This window comes from Nocardioides sp. (genome assembly GCF_025965415.1).
Lineage (GTDB): Bacteria > Actinomycetota > Actinomycetes > Propionibacteriales > Nocardioidaceae > Nocardioides.
Window position 1 is genome coordinate 1 of record NZ_JAOPWY010000081.1, and the last position, 22,695, is coordinate 22,695.

24 protein-coding genes and 1 pseudogene are annotated in these 22,695 nt (G+C 71.9%); 14 read left to right on the plus strand and 11 right to left on the minus strand.

Annotation, left to right across the window (positions count from 1 at the left end):
• Window positions 1-437: uroporphyrinogen-III synthase (locus tag JWN97_RS08300; protein ID WP_297621224.1), on the plus strand; the 437-nt coding region annotated here is incomplete at its 5' end.
• A gap of 2 nt (window positions 438-439) precedes the next feature.
• Window positions 440-1,438: a porphobilinogen synthase gene (hemB, locus tag JWN97_RS08305; RefSeq protein WP_297621226.1), complete on the plus strand. Its 999-nt coding sequence runs from the start codon at window positions 440-442 to the stop codon at window positions 1,436-1,438.
• 88 nt (window positions 1,439-1,526) lie between these two features.
• On the opposite strand, the gene JWN97_RS08310 is transcribed toward hemB, so the two are convergent.
• Entirely contained in the window at window positions 1,527-2,720 is a 1,194-nt protein-coding gene (locus JWN97_RS08310) for a lytic murein transglycosylase (RefSeq protein WP_297621228.1), read from the minus strand.
• Window positions 2,721-2,914: 194 nt separating this feature from the next.
• On the opposite strand from JWN97_RS08310, the gene hemL reads away from it, so the two are divergent.
• From hemL to JWN97_RS08350, 8 genes are all read left to right on the plus strand, one after another.
• Complete coding sequence (gene hemL / locus JWN97_RS08315; protein ID WP_297621295.1) at window positions 2,915-4,228, plus strand: glutamate-1-semialdehyde 2,1-aminomutase; 1,314 nt, start codon at window positions 2,915-2,917, stop codon at window positions 4,226-4,228.
• A gap of 1 nt (window position 4,229) precedes the next feature.
• Window positions 4,230-4,907, plus strand: coding sequence for a histidine phosphatase family protein (locus tag JWN97_RS08320; protein WP_297621230.1), 678 nt, complete (start codon window positions 4,230-4,232; stop codon window positions 4,905-4,907).
• Between the two features lie 5 nt (window positions 4,908-4,912).
• Window positions 4,913-5,464 carry a TlpA disulfide reductase family protein gene (locus JWN97_RS08325; RefSeq protein WP_297621232.1) on the plus strand — a complete coding sequence of 184 codons (552 nt, stop codon included), beginning with the start codon at window positions 4,913-4,915 and terminating at the stop codon, window positions 5,462-5,464.
• Entirely contained in the window at window positions 5,457-6,206 is a 750-nt protein-coding gene (locus tag JWN97_RS08330; RefSeq protein WP_297621234.1) for a cytochrome c biogenesis protein CcdA, read from the plus strand. Before JWN97_RS08325 ends, JWN97_RS08330 begins: the two co-directional genes overlap by 8 nt.
• Window positions 6,203-7,834 (plus strand): cytochrome c biogenesis protein ResB, encoded by a 1,632-nt coding sequence (locus JWN97_RS08335; RefSeq protein ID WP_297621236.1) that lies wholly within the window; start codon window positions 6,203-6,205, stop codon window positions 7,832-7,834. The genes JWN97_RS08330 and JWN97_RS08335 overlap by 4 nt, the downstream gene beginning before the upstream one ends.
• On the plus strand, window positions 7,831-8,862 hold the full coding sequence (gene ccsB, locus JWN97_RS08340; RefSeq protein WP_297621238.1) for a c-type cytochrome biogenesis protein CcsB: 1,032 nt from the start codon (window positions 7,831-7,833) through the stop codon (window positions 8,860-8,862). Before JWN97_RS08335 ends, ccsB begins: the two co-directional genes overlap by 4 nt.
• Before the next feature lie 136 nt (window positions 8,863-8,998).
• Window positions 8,999-9,262, plus strand: coding sequence for a DUF4229 domain-containing protein (locus JWN97_RS08345; RefSeq protein WP_297621240.1), 264 nt, complete (start codon window positions 8,999-9,001; stop codon window positions 9,260-9,262).
• Window positions 9,263-9,276: 14 nt separating this feature from the next.
• Window positions 9,277-10,395: a crosslink repair DNA glycosylase YcaQ family protein gene (locus JWN97_RS08350; protein WP_297621242.1), complete on the plus strand. Its 1,119-nt coding sequence runs from the start codon at window positions 9,277-9,279 to the stop codon at window positions 10,393-10,395.
• Here the strand turns inward: JWN97_RS08350 and JWN97_RS08355 are convergent.
• From JWN97_RS08355 to JWN97_RS08370, 4 genes and pseudogenes are all read right to left on the minus strand, one after another.
• Entirely contained in the window at window positions 10,361-10,819 is a 459-nt protein-coding gene (locus tag JWN97_RS08355; RefSeq protein WP_297621297.1) for a sterol carrier protein domain-containing protein, read from the minus strand. The two genes, JWN97_RS08350 and JWN97_RS08355, sit on opposite strands and share 35 nt — an antisense overlap.
• Window positions 10,780-11,625: pseudogene (locus tag JWN97_RS08360) on the minus strand (GNAT family N-acetyltransferase); the annotation flags it as partial. The gene JWN97_RS08355 and the pseudogene JWN97_RS08360, both read right to left, overlap by 40 nt.
• Window positions 11,626-11,779: 154 nt before the next feature.
• Window positions 11,780-12,655 carry a 1,4-dihydroxy-2-naphthoate polyprenyltransferase gene (locus JWN97_RS08365; RefSeq protein WP_297621244.1) on the minus strand — a complete coding sequence of 292 codons (876 nt, stop codon included), beginning with the start codon at window positions 12,653-12,655 and terminating at the stop codon, window positions 11,780-11,782.
• On the minus strand, window positions 12,639-13,994 hold the full coding sequence (locus JWN97_RS08370) for an MFS transporter (RefSeq protein WP_297621246.1): 1,356 nt from the start codon (window positions 13,992-13,994) through the stop codon (window positions 12,639-12,641). The genes JWN97_RS08365 and JWN97_RS08370 overlap by 17 nt, the downstream gene beginning before the upstream one ends.
• Window positions 13,995-14,248: 254 nt before the next feature.
• Between JWN97_RS08370 and JWN97_RS08375 the strand changes: the two genes are divergently transcribed.
• Entirely contained in the window at window positions 14,249-15,739 is a 1,491-nt protein-coding gene (locus JWN97_RS08375; RefSeq protein WP_297621248.1) for an HNH endonuclease signature motif containing protein, read from the plus strand.
• 164 nt (window positions 15,740-15,903) lie between these two features.
• Here the strand turns inward: JWN97_RS08375 and JWN97_RS08380 are convergent, their stop codons facing one another.
• The 5 genes from JWN97_RS08380 to JWN97_RS08400 form a co-directional block, all read right to left on the minus strand.
• Window positions 15,904-16,047, minus strand: coding sequence for a hypothetical protein (locus JWN97_RS08380; RefSeq protein ID WP_297621250.1), 144 nt, complete (start codon window positions 16,045-16,047; stop codon window positions 15,904-15,906).
• A gap of 23 nt (window positions 16,048-16,070) precedes the next feature.
• Window positions 16,071-16,412 (minus strand): DUF1801 domain-containing protein, encoded by a 342-nt coding sequence (locus tag JWN97_RS08385; protein WP_297621252.1) that lies wholly within the window; start codon window positions 16,410-16,412, stop codon window positions 16,071-16,073.
• A gap of 10 nt (window positions 16,413-16,422) precedes the next feature.
• A complete protein-coding gene (locus JWN97_RS08390; protein WP_297621254.1) occupies window positions 16,423-16,710 on the minus strand; it encodes a DUF1330 domain-containing protein in 288 nt (95 codons plus the stop codon).
• Window positions 16,711-16,740: 30 nt separating this feature from the next.
• On the minus strand, window positions 16,741-17,349 hold the full coding sequence (locus JWN97_RS08395) for a hypothetical protein (protein WP_297621256.1): 609 nt from the start codon (window positions 17,347-17,349) through the stop codon (window positions 16,741-16,743).
• An 86-nt stretch (window positions 17,350-17,435) separates the two neighbouring features.
• Window positions 17,436-17,747 (minus strand): hypothetical protein, encoded by a 312-nt coding sequence (locus tag JWN97_RS08400; protein WP_297621258.1) that lies wholly within the window; start codon window positions 17,745-17,747, stop codon window positions 17,436-17,438.
• 36 nt (window positions 17,748-17,783) lie between these two features.
• Here JWN97_RS08400 and JWN97_RS08405 point away from each other — a divergent pair, with 36 nt between their 5' ends.
• From JWN97_RS08405 to menD, 3 genes are read left to right on the plus strand one after another with little or no spacing between them, the layout of a single operon-like run.
• Window positions 17,784-18,803, plus strand: a complete 1,020-nt coding sequence (locus JWN97_RS08405; protein WP_297621260.1) for an AMP-binding protein — start codon at window positions 17,784-17,786, stop codon at window positions 18,801-18,803.
• Window positions 18,800-19,759 (plus strand): o-succinylbenzoate synthase, encoded by a 960-nt coding sequence (locus JWN97_RS08410; RefSeq protein WP_297621262.1) that lies wholly within the window; start codon window positions 18,800-18,802, stop codon window positions 19,757-19,759. The genes JWN97_RS08405 and JWN97_RS08410 overlap by 4 nt, the downstream gene beginning before the upstream one ends.
• Entirely contained in the window at window positions 19,756-21,369 is a 1,614-nt protein-coding gene (gene menD / locus JWN97_RS08415; protein ID WP_297621264.1) for a 2-succinyl-5-enolpyruvyl-6-hydroxy-3-cyclohexene-1-carboxylic-acid synthase, read from the plus strand. The genes JWN97_RS08410 and menD overlap by 4 nt, the downstream gene beginning before the upstream one ends.
• A gap of 55 nt (window positions 21,370-21,424) precedes the next feature.
• On the opposite strand, the gene JWN97_RS08420 is transcribed toward menD, so the two are convergent.
• Window positions 21,425-22,624: a glycoside hydrolase family 16 protein gene (locus JWN97_RS08420; protein WP_297621266.1), complete on the minus strand. Its 1,200-nt coding sequence runs from the start codon at window positions 22,622-22,624 to the stop codon at window positions 21,425-21,427.
• Window positions 22,625-22,695: the final 71 nt, after the last annotated feature.

Here is a 22,695-nt window from a genome sequence, read left to right on the forward strand (position 1 = left end):
TGCCCCGCGCCGACATCGCGACGGAGAACCTCGTCGCTGGCCTGATCGACCTCGGCTGGGAGTGCGACGACGTCACCGCCTACCGCACGGTGCGAGCCACGCCGCCGCCGGCGCCGGTGCGCGACGCCATCAAGTCGGGCCGGTTCGACGCGGTCGTCTTCACCTCGTCCTCGACCGTGCGCAACCTGGTCGGCATCGCCGGCAAGCCGCACCCCTCGACGATCATCGCCGTCATCGGGCCGGCCACGGCCAAGACCGCCGAGGAGCACGGCCTGCGGGTCGACGTGCTGTCCCCGACGCCCGACGTCGAGGTCCTCGTCGACGCGCTGGCCGACTTCGGTGCGACGCGGCGTCTCGCGATGCTGGAGAACGGCGAGCCCGTGACCCGGCCGAGCGAGCGCACCGCCTCGGGTCGTCGCAAGGCGCGGGCCAAGTAGTCATGACCGAGGAGCACCGGGAGCTGGAGACGCCACTCATCCGACCGCGGCGGCTGCGGCGCACCCCCGCACTGCGGCGGATGGTCGCGGAGACCACGGTCGTGCCCAGCTCCCTGGTGCTGCCGGTCTTCGTCCGCGAGGACCTGTCCGAGCCGCGCCCGATCTCCTCGATGCCGGGCGTCGTGCAGCACTCCCGCGACTCCCTCAAGCGGGCGGTCGCGGAGGCGGCCGAGCTCGGGCTGGGTGGCGTGATGCTCTTCGGCATCCCCGCGCACAAGGACGCGACCGGCTCGGGAGGCATCGACCCCGGAGGTGTCCTCAACCTCGCGATCACCGACGTGGTGGCCGAGGTGGGCGACCAGCTCACGGTCATGTCGGACCTGTGCCTCGACGAGTTCACCGACCACGGCCACTGCGGGCTGCTCACGCCCGACGGCGAGGTCGACAACGACCAGACGCTGGCGGCGTACGCCCAGATGGCGCTCGCCCAGGCCGCAGCCGGCGTCGACATGGTCGGCCCCAGCGGCATGATGGACGGCCAGGTGGCCGTCGTACGCCAGGCGCTCGACGCGGCCGGCCACAGCCACGTCTCGATCATCGCCTACTCCGCGAAGTACGCCTCCGCCTTCTTCGGCCCCTTCCGCGAGGCCGTTGACTCCTCGCTCGAGGGCGACCGCCGCACCTACCAGCAGGACCCCGCCAACGGCCTCGAGGGCGTCCGCGAGGCACTGCTCGACGTGGAGCAGGGCGCCGACATCGTGATGGTCAAGCCGGCCATGGGCTATCTCGACGTCGTACGCCGCGTGCGTGGCGCCGTCGACGTCCCGGTCGCGGCCTACAACATCTCCGGCGAGTACTCCATGGTCGAGGCAGCCGCCGCCCGCGGCTGGATCGATCGCGAGGCCGCCATCATGGAGACCCTCACCTCGATCCGCCGCGCCGGCGCCGACGTGACGCTGACCTACTGGGCGGCCGAGGCCGCCCGCCTGCTCCGCCGCTGACCCTCGTCACCGAGCGGTGCGTGAGCCACCTTCGCGCGGTCGAGAACGTGGCTGGGTCACCGCCGAGGGCGGAGGGTGACCGGGCAGGTCAGGGTGCGAGCAGGGCGTTCGCGCAGTCGAGCAGCTCGTTGGTCGCCGTGAGCGGGTTGTCGATCACGCCCTGGGCCACGCACTGCGCGGTCGCCTGGACCAACGTCAGCGTCTCGCTGATCGTCGCGGTCGGCACCGGCGGCAGCGTGGTGGGGAGCGTGGGGACCGACGTCGGGACGATCGTCGGCGTCTTGGTCGGGGTGGGCGTAGGTGTCGGCGTCGGCGTGGGTGTCGGGGTGGGCGTCTGCGTCGTGGTCGGGGTGGGCGTCTGGGTGGGCGTCGGGGTCGGCTTCACGGTCGGCGTGGGGTCCTTGTCGCCGTCCTTGTCTCCGTCCTTGCCGCCCTTCCCTCCCTTGCCGCCGTTGCCAGGGGTGGTGTCGTTCGAGCCGGTCAGCTCGGGGAGCATCACGCCGGAGGTCAGCGTCGAGGTGGGCACGGCGCTGAAGTCGCCGTCCATGTAGGCCTGCATGATCGACAGGACGAGGTCGACGTAGGCGTTGGAGTGGTTGTAGCGGTAGACCGAGGCGCGCTGGCCCTTCTCCGCCGACAGGTCGTCGTCACCCGAGCAGAGGTAGACCGCAGTGGCGAGCGCGGCGTCGTCGATGTCCTGGGGGTTGCGGGTGCCGTCGCTGTCGCCGTCCACTCCGACGACCGCCCAGGTCGAGGGGATGAACTGCATCGGGCCGACCGCACGGTCGTGGCGGGTGTCGTTGTCGTACTGCCCGGCGTCGGTGTCGCTGATGTCCTGGGTGTCGTTCTTGCCGTTGAGGGCGATGCCGTAGATGCCGGGGCGGGCCACGCCCTGGTCGTCGAGGGAGTTGCCCCCGAAGCGACCGTGGTCGGACTCGACGCGGCCGATGGCGGCGATCAGCTCCCACGGGATGCGGCAGCCGGCGTCGGCCTTGTTGATGACCGCCTCGGCGCGCTGGTAGGCGGCGAGGGCCGCCTGGGGGATGCTGCTGGCCGAGCCCGGGGTGAGAGCGGCGGCGCGGCCGACCGAGTCGCCGACGCTGGCCGGGGCCTCGATGGCCGCGGCGGGGAGCACGGTGCCGTCGGGGAGGGTGCCGGGGCCGTCGGCGTCCGCGTTGGCGGAGCCCGCTCCGACGCCGGCCAGGCTCGCGGTCCAGGCCGCGGAGAGCACGGCAAGGGGGACGATCGCGGTCGCTCGGTGGAGCCGGCCAAATGTCGACATGCGTGCATCTCCCCTGTGTCTCACTGGTGCCATGATGCCCCCTAGGGGCTCACTCACACCTCCCAACGAGCGATTGTCACCCCAAGTTACGCTCCGGTCACTTGTGGCTCAAGGCACATCCGCGGACGTGATCGCACACCGACTGGGGTTCGCTTGCGCGACTACGTGACAATGACCGGGTGACCCCCGCGACCATGGCCCCCACGACCGCGGCGAGCGAGGCGCTCTTCGAGCGCGCGCGCGCCGTGACCCCGGGAGGCGTGAACTCGCCCGTCCGCGCCTTCACGGCGGTCGGCGGCACGCCCCGCTTCATCACCTCGGCCTCCGGCGCCTGGCTCCACGACGCCGACGGCAACGACTACGTCGACCTCATCTGCTCGTGGGGTCCGATGCTGCTCGGCCACGCCCACCCCGACGTGCAGGCCGCGGTGGCCGGTGCTGTCGCCCGCGGTACGTCGTACGGCACGCCGACGGAGCCCGAGGTCGAGCTCGCCGAGGAGATCGTGGCGCGCACCCCCGTCGAGCGGGTCCGCTTCGTGTCGTCCGGCACCGAGGCGACGATGTCCGCCATCCGGCTGGCCCGCGGCGCGACCGGCCGCGACCTCGTCGTGAAGTTCGCCGGCTGCTACCACGGCCACGTCGACACGCTGCTGGCCGAGGCCGGTTCCGGTGTCGCGACGCTGGCGGTGCCCGGCACCAGCGGCGTGCCCGCCTCGTCGGCCGCCGAGACCCTGGTCCTGCCCTACAACGACCGCGCGGCCGTGCAGGCGGCGTTCGACGCCCACGGCCCGCGGATCGCCTGCCTCATCACCGAGGCCTCGCCCGGCAACATGGGCGTCGTCCCGCCGGCCCCCGGCTTCAACGCCTTCCTCGCCGAGACCTGCCGCGCCCACGGCGCGCTCTTCATCAGCGACGAGGTGATGACCGGCTTCCGTGCGACCGAGCAGGGCGGCTGGGGCCTCGACGGCGCGATCGAGGGCTGGACCCCCGACCTGATGACCTTCGGCAAGGTCATGGGCGGCGGCTTCCCGGCCGCGGCCTTCGGTGGCCGGTCCGACCTGATGGCCCACCTCGCCCCGGAGGGGTCGGTCTACCAGGCCGGCACCCTGTCCGGGAACCCCGTCGCCACCACCGCCGGCCTCGCCACGCTGCGGCTCGCGACGCCCGAGGTCTACGCCCACCTCGACACCACCGCGCTGACGATCCGCCGCGCCGTGTCGGAGGCCCTGGAGGCGGCGTCCGTGCCGCACACGGTGCAGGCCGCGGGCACGATGTTCTCGGTGTTCTTCCGCGAGGGCTCGGTGCGCGACTTCGCGGAGGCGAGCCAGCAGGACACGACGGCCTACGCCGCCTTCTTCCACTCGATGCTCGACCAGGGCGTCTACCTGCCCCCGTCGGCGTACGAGTCGTGGTTCGTCTCGGCGGCCCACGACGACCGCGCCGTCTCCACCATCATCGACGCGCTCCCCGCGGCCGCGCTCGCGGCCGCCACGGCAGGAGGTCACTGACATGGGTGAGCAGACCACCGTCCACCTGCTGCGGCACGGCGAGGTGCACAACCCCCAGGGCGTGCTCTACGGCCGTCGCGACGGGTTCCACCTGTCCGACCTCGGCCACACGATGGCCCGGCGGATCGCCGAGACGATCGGTGACCGCGACATCGTGCACATGCGGAGCTCCCCGCTCGAGCGGGCGCAGGAGACCGGTGCGCCGCTGGCGGCGGTGCGCGGCCTGACGCCGGTGATCGACCCGCGGGTGATCGAGTCCAGCAACAAGTTCGAGGGCATCAACTTCAGCGGCGGCGCCGCGACCTTCCTCCGGCGGCCCGGCCTGCTGCGCCACATGTACAACCCGCTCAAGCCCTCCTGGGGAGAGCCGTACGACGAGATCGCCGGGCGGATGGTCGCCGCGATCCACGACGCCCGCGACGCGGCGCGGGGGCACGAGGCGGTCATCGTCTCCCACCAGCTGCCGATCTGGACGACGCGACTCTTCCTCGAGAAGCGGAGCTACCTCCACCACCCCAAGGCCCGCCAGTGCACCCTGTGCTCGCTGACGAGCGTGGTCTTCGACGACGACCGGATGGTGCAGGTGCGCTACTCGGAGCCGGCCGGCGACCTGATCCCGGTCGGCGACCGCTCCGCCCCGTTCTCGGCCGGTGGGGCCCCCCGGGAGGACCGGCCCTGAAGACCGTGCGCTCGATCGTCGTGCTCGCCTGCCTGCTCGCGCTCGTGGGCTGTTCGAGCCTGTCCGGCACTGGCGACAAGGGCTACATCTCCGGCGAGGGGGTGCCGGTCGAGGTCGCCGCCGTCGACCGCGAGGCCCCCATCGAGCTGACCGGCACCGACCTCGACGGCAACGACGTCGACCTGGCCGCGATGCGCGGCAAGCCGGTCGTCGTCAACGTCTGGTGGTCGGAGTGCCCGCCCTGCCGGGTCGAGCAGCCCGACCTCAACGAGGCCGCGGCCGAGCTGGGCGACTCCGTCACCTTCGTGGGGCTCAACATCCGTGACGCCTCCGCGGAGAAGGGCCAGGCGTTCGTCCGCAACTTCGAGGTCCCCTACCCGTCCGTCTACTCGCCCGACGGGCGGGCGCTGCTCGCCTTCGCCGGCACGCTCAACCCGCGCTCCATCCCGAGCACGGTCGTGCTCGACGCCGACGGTCGGGTCGCGGCGTCGGTGCAGGGACGCATCCCGACCACCCAGACGCTGATCTCGCTCGTCGACAAGGTCCTCGATGAGTGAGTGGTTCCAGGACACGGCCCTGTCGGGGTCGTTGGTCCTCGCGCTGCCGGTGGCGCTGCTCGCCGGTGTCCTCTCCTTCTTCAGCCCGTGCGTGATCCCGCTGCTGCCCGGCTACCTGTCGTACGCCACGGGCCTCTCGGGTGCCGACCTCGAGGACGCCAAGCGCAGCCGCCTGGTCACCGGAGCGGTGCTGTTCGTGCTCGGCTTCTCGGTGGTCTTCGTGCTGCTCGGCAGCCTCACCGGTGCGGCGGGCGCCTGGCTCTTCACCCACACCCGCCAGCTCAACCTCGTGCTCGGGATCATCACGATCATCCTGGGCGTCGCCTTCATGGGCGGGATCGGCTTCCTCCAGCGCGACTGGCGCATCCACAAGGTGCCGGCGGTCGGGCTGGCCGCGGCGCCGCTGCTGGGCTTCCTCTTCGGGGTCGGCTGGACGCCGTGCGTGGGCCCGACGCTGGCCGCGATCAACGTGCTGTCGGTCAACGAGGCCACCGCCGGCCGCGGAGCCGCCCTGTCCGCGGTCTTCGCGCTCGGGCTCGGGCTGCCGTTCATCGCCGCGGCCGTGGCCTATCGCCGGATGATCAAGGCCTTCGCGGTCGTCCGGCGCCACCAGGTCCTCGTCATGCGGATCGGCGGGGCGATGATGATCGTGGTCGGCCTCCTGCTCGTGACCGGGTGGTGGGACCGGATCGTGCAGTGGCTGCAGCTCCAGGTCGTCCAGGGATTCACGGTGCCGCTGTGACCGATCCGCTGTCCCGGCCGTCCGACGACCGGCAGGCCACCTCCCTGCCCAGCGACCTCAACGCGCGCGAGCTCGCCCGCTGGGCCTGGCGCCAGCTGACGTCGATGCGTACGGCGCTCGTGCTCCTGCTGCTGCTCGCCCTCGCCTCGATCCCGGGCTCGGTGATCCCGCAGGAGGACATCGACTCGCTGGCGGTCTCGCAGTGGCGTGACAACCACCCCCGCCTGGCCCCGATCTGGGACCGGCTCGACCTGTTCTCGGTCTACGGCTCGGTGTGGTTCTCGGCGATCTACATCCTGCTGATGATCTCGCTCGTGGGCTGCATCGTCCCGCGGCTCTTCGTCTACGCCCGCGCGCTGCGCGCCAAGCCCCCGCGGGCGCCCCGCCACCTCTCGCGCCTGCCCGAGAGCACGTCATACACGACCGACGAGGAGCCGGACGTCGTCCTGGCCCGCGCCGCCTCGGTGATCCGGCGTCGCCGCTTCCGCGTCGAGTGGACGAGCGGCTCCGACGCGGTCGCGGCCGAGCGCGGCCACCTGCGCGAGGCCGGCAACCTGCTCTTCCACCTGGCCGTGATCGTGGTCCTGGTCGGTGTCGCCATCGGCAGCCTGTTCGGCTACAAGGGCGGCGTCATCATGTACAACGGCAAGGACTACGGCTTCTCCAACAACCTCACGCAGTACGACGACTTCGCCCCGGGCAGCCTCTTCGACCCGGCCGTGATGGAGCCGTTCTCCTTCAGCATCACCGACTTCGACGTCGAGTGGCTCACCGAGGGTCGGCGCGCGGGCATGGCGCGCAAGTTCGTCGCCCACCTCGACTACCAGACCGATCCGGGCGCGGAGACGAAGCAGTACGACCTCAAGGTCAACCACCCGCTCTCCATCGGCGGCACCGACGTCTTCCTCATCGGCCACGGCTATGCGCCCGTCATCACCGTTCGTGACGGCGACGGCAACATCGCGCAGTCCGGGCCGACGGTGTTCCTGCCGACCAACGCACAGACCTTCGAGTCCTTCGGCGTGGTCAAGGCGGCCGACGCCCAGCCCACGCAGCTCGGCCTCGAGGGCACCTTCTACCCGACCTTCGCCATGGGCAGGGACGCCGACGGCAACCTGACCATGCCGTCCTCGGCCTTCGGCAACGCGATCGACCCGCTGGTGTCGCTGCAGGTCTACACCGGCGACGTGGGCCTCGACGACGGCACCAGCGCCTCTGTCTACGTCCTCGACAAGTCGAAGGCGAAGCAGCTCCTCAAGGCCGACGGCCAGCCGTTCCGCATGGACCTGCGCCCGGGCGACACGGTCACCCTGCCCGACGGCCTCGGCAGCGTGACCTTCGAGGGCCTCCAGCGCTGGAACAAGATCCAGATCAGCCGCACCCCGGGCAAGTTCCTCGCGCTGGGAGGAATGGTCGCCGCCCTGCTGGGCCTGCTCGGCTCCCTGTTCGTGCGGCCCCGCCGGCTGTGGGTGCGGGCGCGCCGTCAGGACGACGGCAGCACACTGGTGGAGGTGGCGCGACTGGACCGCTCGTCCGGTGGCGATCCGGAGACCGGCCGCGACGAGCTCGCTGACATCGTGGCTGCACTGAAGACGGACCAGCGAGAGGACCGAGAGGCGACAACGTGACCGACGCACAGTGGGAGACCCTGAGCAACCAGGGCGTGGCGGCTGCCGGGGTGGTCTACTTCCTGGCGCTGCTGGCGTACGCCGTCCAGTGGGCCGCGCTGCGTGACGTGCCGGTGAAGCAGGCGGTGGCCGCCGGGGGTGGCGGCGACGTGCTCGACATCCCGGACGAGCGGGTCGCGCAGCGCACCGAGATGGCCGGACGCCTCGGCGTCCTGCTCGTCGCGATCGGCGCGCTGGCACACTTCGTGGCGCTCCTCGGGCGGGGCATGGCCGCGGACCCCAACCGGGTGCCCTGGGGCAACATGTACGAGTTCACGCTGAGCGGCACCTTCGTGGTCGTCGCCCTGTTCCTCGCGACCACCCACCGTTGGCGGCTGTCGTGGCTCGGCCCGATCGTCGTCGGGTTCACCCTCTGCGTGCTGCTCGCCGACGTGCTCTGGCTCTACGAGCCCGTCGCCCCGCTGACGGAGGCGCTCGAGTCCTACTGGCTCGTGATCCACGTCGTGTCGGCAGTGATCGCGACCGGTGCGTTCACCCTCGGCGGGATCACCTCCGCCCTCTACCTCCTCAAGGCCCGGTCGACGAAGGAGACGGGCTACCTCGCCCGGCTCCCCGAGCTGGCCAAGCTGGACCGCATCGCCTACCGGATGCACGCCTTCGGGTTCCCGGTGTGGACCTTCGGGGTGCTCATCTCCGGGCCGATCTGGGCGCACCAGGCCTGGTCGTCGTACTGGAACTGGGACCCCAAGGAGGTGTGGGCCTTCATCACCTGGGTGGTCTACGCCGCCTACCTCCACGCCCGCGCGACGGCCGGCTGGCGCGGGCGCAACGCGGCCCTGCTGGCGCTGCTCGGCGTCGCGACGCTGTGGTTCAACTTCATCGGCATCAACTTCTTCAGCACGACGAGCCAGCACTCCTACGCCGAGGGTGCGGGGGAGACGCGGTCAGTCGTCCTCAGGCTTGCGGGGCCGGCCGAGGCCGCGCAGGAAGTCGGGATCGTCGTCGGGGCCGATCACCCGGGGACGTGACGTCCCGCCGCTGCCCCCCTCGAGGCGGCGCAGGGCCAGCCGGACCAGCACCCACACGACGAGCGCGATCGCTGCGACGACCAGCAGGACCTTCAGCATTCCTCCAATGTAGTCACCCGCGCCTAGGCTGGTTGCCGTGAAGGAGTTCGTGGTCTACACCGTCCTGAGGATCGTGCTGTTCCTCGCCTCGTTCGGCATCGTCGTCGGCCTCATGGCCCTGGCGTTCGGCGGCCGCTACAACCTGTTCTGGGCGGTGGTCCTGGCGTTCCTGGTCTCCGGTGTCGCGTCCTACTTCATCCTCAACCGGCAGCGCGAGGAGTTCGCCCGGCGCGTGGAGACGCGGGCCGCGAAGGCGACGGCTGCCTTCGAGGAGCGGAAGGCACGCGAGGACCGGGACTGAGCCGAGGGCTCGGCATGGCGACGCTCGAGGTGACCCGACGACAGGCGCTCGCCTGGCGGCTGGGGCGCCAGCACCTCCTCCACGGGGCTGCCGGCGCGGTCGAGGTGGTCCGCACCCTGGCCGCCGTCTCGATCTTCGGCAGTGACCCCGACCTCGCCGTACGCCGCCGCCTGGCGTCCCCCGGCGCCCCGGGCGAGGTGCAGCGCGCCCTCCACGACGGTCGCCTGATGCGCACCTTCTCCTTCCGCGGCTCCGTCCAGCTGATGGCCCCGGAGACGGCCGGCGCCTACCTGGCGCTGCGCGCGGCCGGTCGGCAGTGGGCCCTGAAGAGCTGGGTCGAGCACTACCGCCTGTCCGCCGATGAGTGGCCGGACCTGCGCGAGGTCGTGCGCGGGGTGGTGGCTGCGGGGCCGGTGCCGCCGCAGGCCGTGGCGGACGAGCTCGCGGGGAGCGCGCGCTTCTCCCACCTCGCGAAGGAGTTCGCCGAGCCCAACCACACCTTCCTCAAGCCCTTCGCCTGGCAGGGCGACGTCGCCCTCGGTCCGGACCTCGACGGACCGTTGACCCTCCAGAGCCCCGCCGAGGCTCCCGCCTGGGGCGGCATCCCGGGCCTCGACACGGCCGGGCACCGCGCGGTCCTCGACTACGTCGGCGGCTACGGTCCCGCCTCGCCCGACCACCTGGACCACTGGCTCGGCGGGGGACTGAGCGCCGGGCGTGGCCGCATCGAGCGCTGGTTCGACGAGGTCGCCGACCGGCTGGTCGAGGTCGTCGTCGACGGGGAGCAGCGGTGGCACCTGGCCGAGCACGCGGACGAGCTCGCGGCGCAGCGTCCACAGACGCACGTCGTGCTCCTGCCGGGCAAGGACGACTGGGTCATGGGGCCGGGCACCAAGGACACCTGGGTGGTCCCCTCGGAGCACCGCACCTCCATGACGCGCGGCGCCAACCCCGTCGTCGTCGACGGAGCGGTCGCCGGCACGTGGCGACTCGACGGCGAGGTGGTGGAGGTGAGCGGCGTCGTCGAGGGCGACGTGCGGGGTGCGCTGGAGGCGGAGGTCGACCGGCTGGCCGGCCTCCTCGGCACCGACCTGACGCTCAGAACCCCGTCAGGGAGTACGGCGGGTCGCTGAGGTCGGCCATCGCGGCGAAGCGGCGTACGGCGTCGTCCGTGCCGTCGATCCGTCCGGCCCGGTGGAGGGCGGTCACGGTGACCCCGCCGAGGTAGAGCGCGCCCAGCGTCTCCGCGGTGAGCACCAGCTCGGCGGCTCGGTCGGTGCGGGCCACGCGGGCCCTCCCGTCCGCGGTCTCGACCTCGAAGGTCCCGGCCGCGTGGCCCTGCGGGTCGTCGATGCCCAGGACGAGGTGGTCGTCGGCGCTCCAGGGTCGGGCGGCGAGGGAGCGCTCGACGTCGAGGACCCGGATCCACAGGAAGTGCGTGAGGCCCGTGACCTTGACCCGGCCGAGGTCGGCCAGCGCCCAGAGGAGCGGGTCGTCGGGTGGGCCAGGTTGAAGGTCACCGTCTTCACATGGTCCGTGTCGGCCAGGAAGGACCAGAGGGCCAGCTGGGCGGCAGGGGTGAGGGCGACCATCTCCGCGACCTTGGTCGAGCCGTTCTCGCCGGGGGTGAAGAGGACGAAGCCGTCGACCGAGCCGTCGCCGCCGAGGTGCACCGCCGCACGGATCTTGGCGTTGGGGCTGCGGTCGTTGAAGTCGTAGGCGCCTGTGTGGATGTCCTCGTACGGCGCGGGCCACTCCACCGAGCCGCGCTGCTGCGTGTGGAAGGTGTCGAAGACGCGCTTCACGTGGGGCCAGGCCTCGGCGGGCTCGAGGAGCTCGACCCTGCCGGGATCGGTGAAGGAGCGCAGCGCGAAGCCGGGGGACGCGTCGAGCTCCATCGTCTGGTTGAATGTGGCCGGCCCGAAGCCCCAGCGACCGTAGATCGTGGCCTCCGACGCGGTGAGCGCGGCCACGGGCACGCCGGCGGCGACGGCGTCGGCCAGGTCGTCCTCGATGAGGCGCGTGAGGAGGCCGCGGCGGCGGTGCGTGGCGCTGGTGGTGACGTCGGTGACCATCCGCAGCGGCAGCAGCTCGTGGCCGGCGTTGAGGGTCTTGTCGAGGCTGGCGTACGTCGCCACCGGCATCGGGCCGGCACCGAACTCGCCCTCCGGCAGCCACGCGCCCCGACAGATGACCCGGTCCGTGCGGTAGTGGTCCACCCAGCGGGTGACCAGCTCGTCGTCGGGCCGCGGGTCGCGGAAGCCGCGCAGCACCGCGCCGATCCAGCCGCGACGCCGCGCGACGGCCTCGTCCGAGTCGTCGGAGAGGTCGAGGATCGCGACGTCGTAGTCCACCCGCTCCACGCTAGTGAGCGCGGGACGGTGCGGCCACGGATTATCCAGCCGTCAGCGCGACGAGGCCGGGGGCGAAGAGCGCCAGGAGGACGATGCCGCCGATCCGGTCGCCGTAGGTGCGTGCGGCGGGCGCCGGGGTGGTGCAGGCCCGCAATCGCCGCAATCAGGCCAGGACGAGGAGGGGCAGCGCGACGAGCACCGACCAGACCAGCTCGGACGCACCGGTGCCGGCCAGCACCGGGATCAGCGCCGGTCCGGCGGCGCCGGTCAGGACCGCTCGCGTCGGTGCGGCGGCCCGTGCCAGGAAGCCCAGGCCGAGCAGCGCCCACCACGTCGTGGCCGCGGCGACCGCGACGACGGCGGCGGCGGCCGCGAGGATCAGGAAGGCGTAGAGGTAGCGGGTGCGCTCGTCGCCGAGCCGCACGGCCAGCGTGCGCTTGCCGGCCCCGGTGTCGGTGGGGATGTCACGCAGGTTGTTGGCGACGAGGATGGCGCACGCGAGGGCACCGATGCCGACGCCGGCGTAGAGGGCCGGCCACTCCCACGTCCGGGTCTGCACGTACGTCGTACCGATGACCGCCACGAGCCCGAAGAAGACGAACACCATCACCTCGCCCAGACCGAGGTAGCCGTAGGGCTTGTCGCCGCCGGTGTAGAACCAGGCGGCCACGACGCAGACCGCGCCGACCGCGACCAGCCACCACGCGGTGGTGGCCGCGAGGACCAGCCCGGCGAGGGCGGCCACGCCGAACGCCGCGAAGGCCGCGGTCTTCACCGCGCGAGGGGTCGCCGCCCCGGAGCCGACGAGTCGCATCGGGCCGACCCGGTCGGCGTCGGTCCCGCGGATGCCGTCGGAGTAGTCGTTGGCGTAGTTGACGCCGACCTGCAGGGCCAGGCTCACGACGAGGGCGAGCAGCGCCTTCCACCACACCGCCTGGTCGACGTACGCCGCCACACCGGTGCCGGCGAGCACGGGGGCGACGGCGGCGGGAAGGGTGCGCGGGCGCGCGCCAGCGAGCCAGTCAGCGGATGAGGTCACCGGTGGATTCTGGCAGTGGTGAGTCCGGTCCCAGCATCGAGGGCGGTCCGGTCGTCGCCTCGTCCTCCGGGTCCGGGGAGCCGGCGCGCGCGTCGGCCAGGACGTCGGCCGGCACGTGCTGCTCGAGGTAGCGACGAGCAGCGTGGGCCGCGGCGTGGAGGCCCACCCCTCCGGCGACGACGATGCCGGCGATGGTGAGCCAGCCGAAGGCACCCCACTGCATCGCGAGGAAGCCGTAGACCGCCGGTGCCCAGAACCTGCCCAGGGTGCCGCCGAGCTCCGAGACACCCTGGTAGTCGCCACGTCGCCGCGGGTCCATCAGCTCGGCCTCGAGGGTCCAGCCGGACGCCGAGAGGAAGAGCTCGGCCCAGGTGAGCACGATGTGGCCGAGGAAGAACAGCACGATCGTCAGCCAGCCGACGGTCTCGTGGGTGGCGAGGGTGATCAAGCAGGTGAGCACGAAGAAGACCATCGAGAACCGCACGGCGCGCAGGGCCGTGCTGATGTCGTGGATGCCGCGCGACGCCAGCCGGGGCAGGACGATGCACATGACCGTGTTGGTGCCGAAGAGGATCGCAACGAGCACCTTGGGAGCGTCGGTCTCGGTCACCAGCCACACCGGGATGACCGTGTGCAGCAGCACCTGGTTGGTCCACATCACCCCCGTGAACGCGGTCACCGCGATCCAGGCGCGGTTGCGGATGGCGGGGATGCCCTCCGGCTTCGCCCGCGGCTCGCTGGTGCGGACGTCGTGGCTGGCGTCAGGCAGCCGGAGGATCGCCACGCTGTTGGCCAGGAACAGCACCGCGCTCAACGCGGGCGCCCACCGCAGCACGTCGGTGCCGAAGGCGATCGCTCCTCCGCCGATGAACGCGCCGACGCTGAAGCCGACGTTGAGTGCGGAGTACATGTAGGCCCGGGACTCGACCCGCTCCGATGGGGGCAGGACGTCGATGACGTAGGCCCCGTGGGCGGTGCCGCCGAGGGTGCCGGCGACCTCCATGGCCACCGCGAGGGCGACGTACTCCGGGAAGCTGTCGATGAAGGGCCAGACGCAGAACAGGGCGCCCTGCACGACAGCGCTGAGCGACCACATCCGCTTGGGGCCGAAGCGGTCGACCAGCTTGCCCATGGGGACGGCCACCACGAAGCTCGCGATCGCAGCGATGGTGAGACCGATGCCGACCTGACCGAGCGACAGCCCGACCACGAGGGTGAAGAACACCGCCGAACCGGCGAGGAACGTGCCGTCGCCGGAGGCGAAGATGAGCGACTGCAGGGAGAGTCGTCCGGCCAGGGCGGACGGCGGCGTGGCATAGCGTTTCAGGGCGGTGAGCATCGCCGCCCATCTTCTCCCGCGCCACCGACGCTCGTCGCCCGATTAATGGTGGGCCCGGTCACGTGGGGATGGTCGGCGAGGTCACGTGGCGGGTTCGCTGGTGGGCAGGTCGCGCAGCGGGTTCGCGGGTTGAGGAGGCCGCGCTAGCGACCGTCACGAAAGCCCTTACGGCTTCGCTCACCTCTTCGAAAACAGTTTTCCACAGATCTCTTCCTGCAGGTCGGGGTGTCGGTGCGGTCTGGGAGACTTGTCCCATGCCCACCACCGCCGAAGCGCCCAGCGCCCGGGTCACCACCCGGCCCGTGCTGGACCGCAGCGTGCTGGACCGTGCGGTGGCGGCGATGACGGCTCGCCGGCGGGCCGAGGTCGAGGTGTTGGAGTCCGCGTTGGCGTGGGCACACGCCCATGTCGCGGGCGATGAGGACGACGCGGCGGGGTGGCGTTCGGACGCGATCGTGGTCCCGGGGTCGCCGTGGTCGTTGTTCGGGCAGCGGGCGATCCCGCTCGCGGGTGCGGGGACACCGGAGGTGGCGGAGTTCGCGGTGATGGAGCTCGCCGCCGCACTCAATGTGTCCCACGAGGCAGCGCTGTCTCTGGTGGGTGATGTCCTCGACCTGGCGCACCGCCTCCCACGGACGTGGGTGCTGGTGCGTGAGCTGCGGGTCCCGGCCCACCTGGGGCGTGAGGCAGCCCGGACCTCACGCGACCTCGACGTGGCCGCGGCCCGGCATGCAGACCGGCTCCTCTCGTGGCAGCCGAGTCGGTTGAATCCCCACCGCATCGGTGTCCTCATCCATGAGGCTCGGTTGTACGCCGACCCGGACCGTGCGGTCGCGGACCACGACCGGGCCATGGGTCAGCGGAAGGTCGAGTGCCGTTATGGCACCGGTGCCCCCGGCACCGGGGAGGCGTGGCTGGTGCTCGACGAGGCCGACCTGGTCGCGTTCGACTCCACCGTCGGGGTCATGGCCGACCAGATCGGAGCGCTGGGCCACCCGGGGAGCCTGGACATACGCCGTGCGCATGCGGTCGGGATCCTCGCCGACCCGCAGCAGGCCCTCGACCTACTCGCCGTCGACCCCACCCACCGGGACGCCGACCACGACCCCGCCGTCGTGGCGGCCGAAGACATCGCCCACGACGCCGCCAACCCGTTCCGCCGCCCCGCGCCTCAGGAGGAGGGACGCGACCGGAGCTCTGGTGAGGTCGTGCTGGTCTTCCACGTCACCGACCGCGACCTCCTCGACAGCACCATGCCCGTGGGCAGTGGCGGGGTGGCGGTGTCGCCGAGACTCGGTCCGGTCCTGATGGGTCGACTGCAATCCTGGCTCCTGACTGCCGCCAAGGTCACGATCAAGCCGGTCGTCGACCTCGTGACCATCGCCCCGGTCGACGCCCACGACCCGCCGGCCCGGATGGCCGAGGCGGTCCGGTTCCGTGACGTCACCTGCGTCTATCCAGGGTGCGGACGTGCGGCCGAGTCCTGCGACCTCGACCACATCGACCCCTACGTCCCGCCCGACGAGGGTGGTCCACCGGGCCAGACGAGCCCCGACAACCTCGCCCCGTTGTGCCGCAGGCACCACCGCGCCAAGACCTTCGCCGCGTTCTCCTACCGCCGACTCTCCGACGGGTCCTACGAATGGACACTCCCCTCCGGGACACGGGTCCTCACCGACCCCATCACACCCCGACCCAGGCACGGATCCGAACCGGATCCCGCAGCCCAGCGCCGACGACCCTGACCGCCCCACAGCCCGACACCCACTCGGTGACCGGGCTAGAGGTGTGTCAGGTTGTGCTGTGACGGGACGTGCGGGCGACGCGTTGGTCAAGCATCTCGACGCCCATGGCGTGAATTGGCCCGGCCGGACCATCCTCACCTCACGACCTGAACCGCCGCCCAGCGCTAGGAGGAATCGTCGTCCTCGTCTCGGGCGTCACGCCGCGTGTCACGCGCGATGTCGTCCGCCCGGCGCTTCTCGAACAGCAGGATGGCCACGACCACGCCGATCGTCACCATGACGGTGACGACGAGCCGGAAGAGGTCCATCAGCCCACCATCGCACGGACGGTCTAGGCCCGGTTGGCCTCGACCGCCTCGCGCACCAGTGCCACGAACGCATCGCCGTCGAGCTCGTCACCCTCGAAGACGTCGATGGCGCGCCGCGTGCCGGCGTCGAGAGAGGCGTTGAAGAGGCCGGTCGGGTCGTCGAGCGAGGCGCCCCTGGCGAAGGTCACCTTCACCTTGTCCTTGTAGGTCTCGAGCGTGCAGATCAGGCCATCGAGGGAGAACGTCGGGACGCCGTCGGGGTTGGTGGCCTTGCGCCACTTGGCTTCCTCATCGACGCCGGGAGCGGCCTCCAGGATGAGCGACCGCACCCGGTGGGCGACCTTCTCGCGCCAGTCCTGGCTCATGTCGTCGTCCTCACGCGCCCGGCACGATGCGCATGTCGCGCTCGGCTCCGTCGCCGAGGGCGCGCAGCGCCTCCTGGTACCCCTCGCTGTCGTGCGCGGCGACGGCATGCTCGACGGACTCGAACTCGATGACGACCGTGCGCGTCTCCTCGCCCTTCTCGAAGGTGGCCTCCGGGAGCCCGCGGGCGAGGAACCGACCGCGGCCGCCGCGCAGGGCGGGCCCCGCCAGCTCGGCGTACGCCGCGACCTTGTCGGGGTCGTGGACGGCCTTGTAGATGCAGATCCAGTAGGCACTCATGCCGACGAGCCTACGACGTACGCCGTGCCCTCAGGCCGCCGAGCCGTGCCGCGCGAGATAGCGCTCGGCGGCCCGTGCGGACGGCCCCATCGTGAGGGTCGAGACAACCACGATGGCCGCGATCGTCAGCCAGCCGAGCGACCCGTGCTCCATCGCGAGGAAGGTGAGCAACGCCGGCGCCCACACCGAGCCGAGGGGGCCGCCGATGTGCGCGGCGCCCTGGTACGCCGCGCGCTGGTCGGCGTCGGTGAGCTCGGACATGAATCCCCAGTGGCCGGCGGACTGGAACAGCTCGGCGCCGGCAACGACCGCGCCACCGAGTCGACGCCGCGGGCGGCCGCCACCTGGAGGAGGACCGCCATCACGGTGTCGGTGCCGAACAGCCAGGCGAGCAGCACGCGCGGTGCGTCGGTCTCCTCGACGAGGCACAGCTGGATGACGAAGGTCGAGCAGCACCTGGTTGGTGCCAAGCACGCCGTCACCGGTCATCAGCGCGAGGAACGCGCGGTTCTTCAGCGCGGCCGGCTTGATGGCCGCGTCGTCGGCGGCGTGCCCGGGCTTCCCCCTCGCCGCCACGTCGGGCAGCCGGATGATCCAGTAGGTGTTGGCGAGCAGGATCAGGCCGGTGAGGATCGGCACGCCGCGCACCACCGCGTCGCTCTCGGTGGAGGGCGATCCCGCCGATCAGCGCACCGACGGGTGAAGCCGATGTTGAGCGCCCTGCTCTACCTCGTGTCGCCCTTCGTCCACGGCTTCGCGGCCTTCCTCGTGATGATCCGCTTGGTGCCCACCCGGTCCGCGAGCTTGCCCGCCGGCACGGCGAAGAAGAACGACACGATCCCCGCGACGGTGAGGCCGATGCCGACCTGGGCGGGGGACAGCCCGACGATCTGGGTGAAGAAGACCGCCGAGCCGGTGATGAAGGTGCCCTCGCCGATCGCGAAGAGGATCGACTGGATCGACAGCGACCGGGCCAGCGGACTGGGGGGCAGCTGGCGCTGCCACCACGACGTCGACGTTGTCTGGGCCCGATCCATCACATCCATGGTGGCAGAGCGGCTAGCGTTCGGCGTGTGAGTTTCCTCCGGCCCTCGGACGAGCCCTCGGTCGCGATCAGGCAGCTGTCGCGGTGGCTCGAGACCGACACCCCAGACCCGCTGCTGATCGAGACCTCCGGGTCCACGGGCCGGCCCAAGGGCGTCGTGATCCCGCGTCGCGCCGTGCTCGCCAGCGTGGATGCCTCGGCCCGTCGGCTGGGGGAGTCGGGTCGCTGGCTGCTGGCGCTGCCGTCGTCGTACGTCGCCGGCGTGCAGGTCATCGTCCGGTCCCTCGTGGCCGGCCACGAGCCGGTCGTCGTGGACGGCCTCGACGTGGGGCGCGCGGCGGCCTCCGACCGCACCGACACCCCGGTCTTCGTGTCCCTGGTGCCGACCCAGCTGCACCGGATCATGGGCGACGCCGAGCAGCTCGCCGCGCTCGCGCGATGCCACACCGTCCTCGTCGGCGGCGGCGGGCTGGACGGCGACCTGCGCCGGCGCGCGGAGGACCACGGCGTCCACGTGGTCGCGACCTACGGCTCGTCGGAGACGGCCGGTGGCTGCGTGTACGACGGCCTGCCGCTCGACGGCGTCGGGGTCACCATCGGCGCGGAGGGGCGCGTCCGGATCGCCGGGCCGACCCTCTTCAGCCACTACGACGCCGACCCCGAGCTCACGTCCGAGACGCTGGTCGACGGCTGGTTCCTGACCTCCGACGCCGGCCGCCTCGACGAGGACGGCCGCCTCCAGATCGTCGGACGCACCGACGACGTGGTGATCAGCGGCGGGGTGAAGATCCCCCTCCCCGCGGTGGCGGAGCGACTCCGCCAGCACCTGATGGTCGACGAGGCCGAGGTGTTCGGCCTGCCCGACGCGGAGTGGGGCCAGCGGCTGGTCGCCGTGATCGTGGGGACCGCCTCCGACGCCGAGCTGCGCGACTGGATCAGCATGGTCCACCCCCGGTCGTGGGCCCCGCGCTCCTTCGTCCGGGCCGGCAGCCTCCCCCTCCTCCCCAACGGCAAGGTGGACCGACAGTCCATCCAGGCCGGCCTGTGACACCTCCCCCCGCCCTACGGGTCTTCGCCATCGGGCTGCGCACGCGGTTCCGCGGCATCACGGTGCGCGAAGGGGTCCTGCTCCGCGGCGACGCCGGGTGGGGCGAGTGGTCGCCGTTCCTCGAGTACGACGACGCCACCTCGCGCCCGTGGCTGGCCTGCGCCCGCGAGGCCGCCGACGAGGGCTGGCCCGAGCCGTTGCGCGACCACGTCCCGGTCAACGTGACCGTCCCGGCGACCGACCCCGGGAGGGCGCACGCGATCGTCGCCGCGGGCGGCTGCCGCACCGCCAAGGTCAAGGTGGCCGAGCGCGGACAGTCCCTCGCCGACGACATCGCCCGGGTCGAGGCGGTCCGCGACGCCCTCGGCCCCGACGGCCTGATCAGGGTGGACGCCAACGGTGCGTGGGACGTCGACGAGGCCGTGCGTGCCATCGCCGCGCTCGACCGCGCGGCCGGAGGTCTGGAGTACGTCGAGCAGCCGGTCGAGACCGTCGAGGACCTCGCCGTCGTACGCCGCCGGGTCGACGTCCCGATCGCGGCGGACGAGTCCATCCGCCGCGCCGAGGACCCCTACCGCGTCCGCGACCTCGAGGCCGCCGACATCGCCGTGCTCAAGGTCCAGCCCCTCGGCGGGGTGCGCGCCTGCCTGCGGATCGCCGAGGACATCGGGCTCCCGGTCGTGGTCTCCAGCGCGATCGAGTCGAGCGTCGGCATCGCCGCCGGGGTCGCCCTCGCGGCCGCTCTGCCCGAGCTGCACCACGCGTGCGGCCTGGCCACGGTGCAGATGCTGACCGACGACGTCGTCGCCGAGCCGATGCTCCCCGTCGGCGGCATGCTGGCCGTCGCGCGTCCCGACGTCGACGAGGCCGCCCTGGCGCGGCTGACGCCCGACGCCGACCGGGTGGACCACTGGCGCGCCCGGCTCGCGTCGGTAGGGCAGGATCGGGCCCTGTGAACCCTTCCACCGAGCTCGCCAGGTCGGTGGTGACCGCGTTGCGCGGAGCTGCCGTGCGCGAGGTCGTGCTGGCACCCGGGTCGCGCAACGCCCCGCTGTCCTTCGCGCTGTACGACGCCGCGCGGGCCGGTGGCCCGGGGCCGGGACTGCGCCTGCACACCCGCATCGATGAGCGGACCGGCGCCTTCCTCGCGCTCGGTCTCGCCAAGGTCAGCGGACGCGCGACCGCCGTGGCCTGCACCTCCGGGACTGCGGTCGCCAACCTGCTCCCGGCCGTGGTCGAGGCGGCCCACGCCGGCGTACCCCTCGTGGTCGTCACCGCCGACCGCCCGGCCCGGCTGCGCGGCACCGGTGCCAACCAGACCACCGACCAGGTCGGGATCTTCGGCGACTTCGCGCCGACGCTCGACGTCGCGAGCGCGGACCTCGAGGAGCTGCTCACCTTCGTCCGCCGGCACGACCACCGACGGCCCGTGCACCTCAACGTCCAGCTCGACGACCCGCTGCTGCCCGAGGACGCGTGGGACGGGGGAGAGGTGCCGGCGTGGGCGGCGAACGCGATGCTGACCCTCCCGCCGATCCACGGCCTCGACCTCGGACCTCGCACCGTGGTGGTCGCCGGCGACGACGCCGGACCACCGGCACGCCAGCTCGCCGAGAGCGCGGGGTGGCCGCTGCTGGCCGAGCCGAGCAGCGGGTGCCGCACCGGAGACACCGTCATCCGCACCTACCGGCTCCTGCTCGGCAGCGACCTCGCCCATCGGATCGAGCGCGTGGTCGTCTTCGGGCACCCCACGCTGTCCCGCCCGGTCGCCCGGCTGCTCGCCCGCGAGGACGTCGAGGTGGTCTCGGTGCGAGCCCGCGGCACCTGGGCCGACCGTCCGTTCGCCGTCGTCGGCGAGCACGAGGCTGTCGGCGTCGACCGGCCGGACGACGCTGCCTGGCTCGACGCCTGGCGCGATGCCGACGCGAAGGTCTCCCGCGACCTCGACCGGCTGCTCGCCGCCGAGCCCGACCTCACGCCGTACGAGGTGGCGGGCGCGGTGAGCCGGGCGCTGCCCCGGCGCGGCCTGCTGGTCGTCGGCGCCTCGAACCCGGTCCGCGACCTCGACCTGATGGTCGCCCCCTACGAGGTCGGCGGGCGCCGCAAGGTGATCGCCAACCGCGGACTCGCCGGCATCGACGGCACCACCAGCACGGCGATCGGCGCGGCACTCGGCCGTCCGCAGTCGTCGCGCGCGATGGCGCTGGTGGGCGACGTGACCTTCCTGCACGACACGACCGGGCTCTTCCTGGGGCCCCGCGAGGAGCGCCCGGACCTGACGATCGTGGTGGTCAACGACGACGGCGGCTCGATCTTCGCGACCCTCGAGCAGGGGGACGCGGCCTACGCCGACCGCTTCGACACGCTCTTCGGCACGCCGCACGGCGTCGACCTCGCCAGCCTGTGCGCGGCCGCCCGCGTCCCGCACCTGCGGGTCAGCAGCCTGCCCGAGCTCGAGCAGGCGCTCTCCTCGCCCAACGGCGGCATCGAGGTCGTCGAGGCGCGCGTACGGCGCGACAACCGGCGCGAGCTGGACGAAAAGATCCGCGCGCTGGTCCTCCCCTGACGTTCCAGGGAGAGGACCAACGCGCGGACCGTGGTTCAGGTGGTGCGGGAGCCGGTCAGGAGGCCGGGGTCTCCCAGACGCGCACCCAGTCGACGTACATGTGCTGCGGGAGCTTCTTGTCGGGCAGCTCCAGCGCCTCGTAGTCGGAGGCGAGCAGGCTCAGGATGAGGTACTGCTGGGCCTTGGAGACGCGGGCCGACGTGCGCCAGGTCTCCTTGCCGTCGATGCGGAAGATGATGACGTTGGGCGTCCACTGCACGGAGAACACGTGGTAGTTCTTCGACCAGCCGTCGCGCTTGTCCTTGAGGAACGACGTCGAGTTCTTGATCCACGAGCCCGTCTTGATCAGGCGCTGGCCCTTGTACCAGTGGATGAAGCTGGTGAGGCCGCCCTGCGGGTGCTTGTCACCGAAGTACTCGATGATGTCGATCTCGTGGCCGTCGCTGCCGGGCTGGTTCTCGCCGACGGGCTGCATCCAGAAGCTGGCGTGCTGGCCCTGCATCTTCTGCATCTTGATGCGCGCGGCGGCGACGCCGTACTTGAAGTCGAACATGTCCTGCGTGCCGACGTGGCCGTTGAGGCGGTAGGAGATCTTCTTCTTCGCCTTGCGCGAGACCGCCATGCACTTGCCCGTGTGGGCCTTGTCCTTGATCACGCTCAGGCGCAGGGCACCGCCGCCGACCTTCACGGCCTTCGGGTCGCCCTTGGAGCACTTGCGCTTGCTGGTCGGCTCGTAGTCCTGGCCGCGCATGCCCCACATCGGGCTCAGCGTGGAGCCGGAGAACTCGTCGGAGAAGGTCGGGGTCAGCCACTTCGCCGTGTCGGCGCTCGCGCTGGTGAACGACGCGAGGCCCTTGAACTTCGCGGCCGTCACCCGGTAGGTGAGCGGCAGGCCGCCCTTGGAGACGAGGGCGGCGAACTGCGCGCGCCCGGCCTTGTCCTGCGTGGCCTTGGCGACCTTCTTCCAGGAGCTGCCGTTGAGCTGCTCGAGGACGACAGGGCGGCCGACCTTGACCGGCTTGATGGTGGCGGTCACCGCTGCCTTGGCCGAGTTCGCGCTGGCGGCACCCCGACCCTGCTGGACGATCTGGGGAAGCACCTCCAGCGAGATCTTCTGACCGGCCTTCTTGGTCACCGACGTCGACGCGGCGGGCGCCGCGGAGTCGGAGGCCGAGCCGGCCTGGGCGTTCAGGAGCAGGGACGCGGGCAGGAGCAGCGCGGCGACGCTTCCTGCGAGCACGCGGCGTGCAGACATGTGATCTCTCTTCGTCTCGGGTGCGGTTTGCTTTCCCCCAGGGCACTCCACCCGTCGGAGGCGAGCCCACC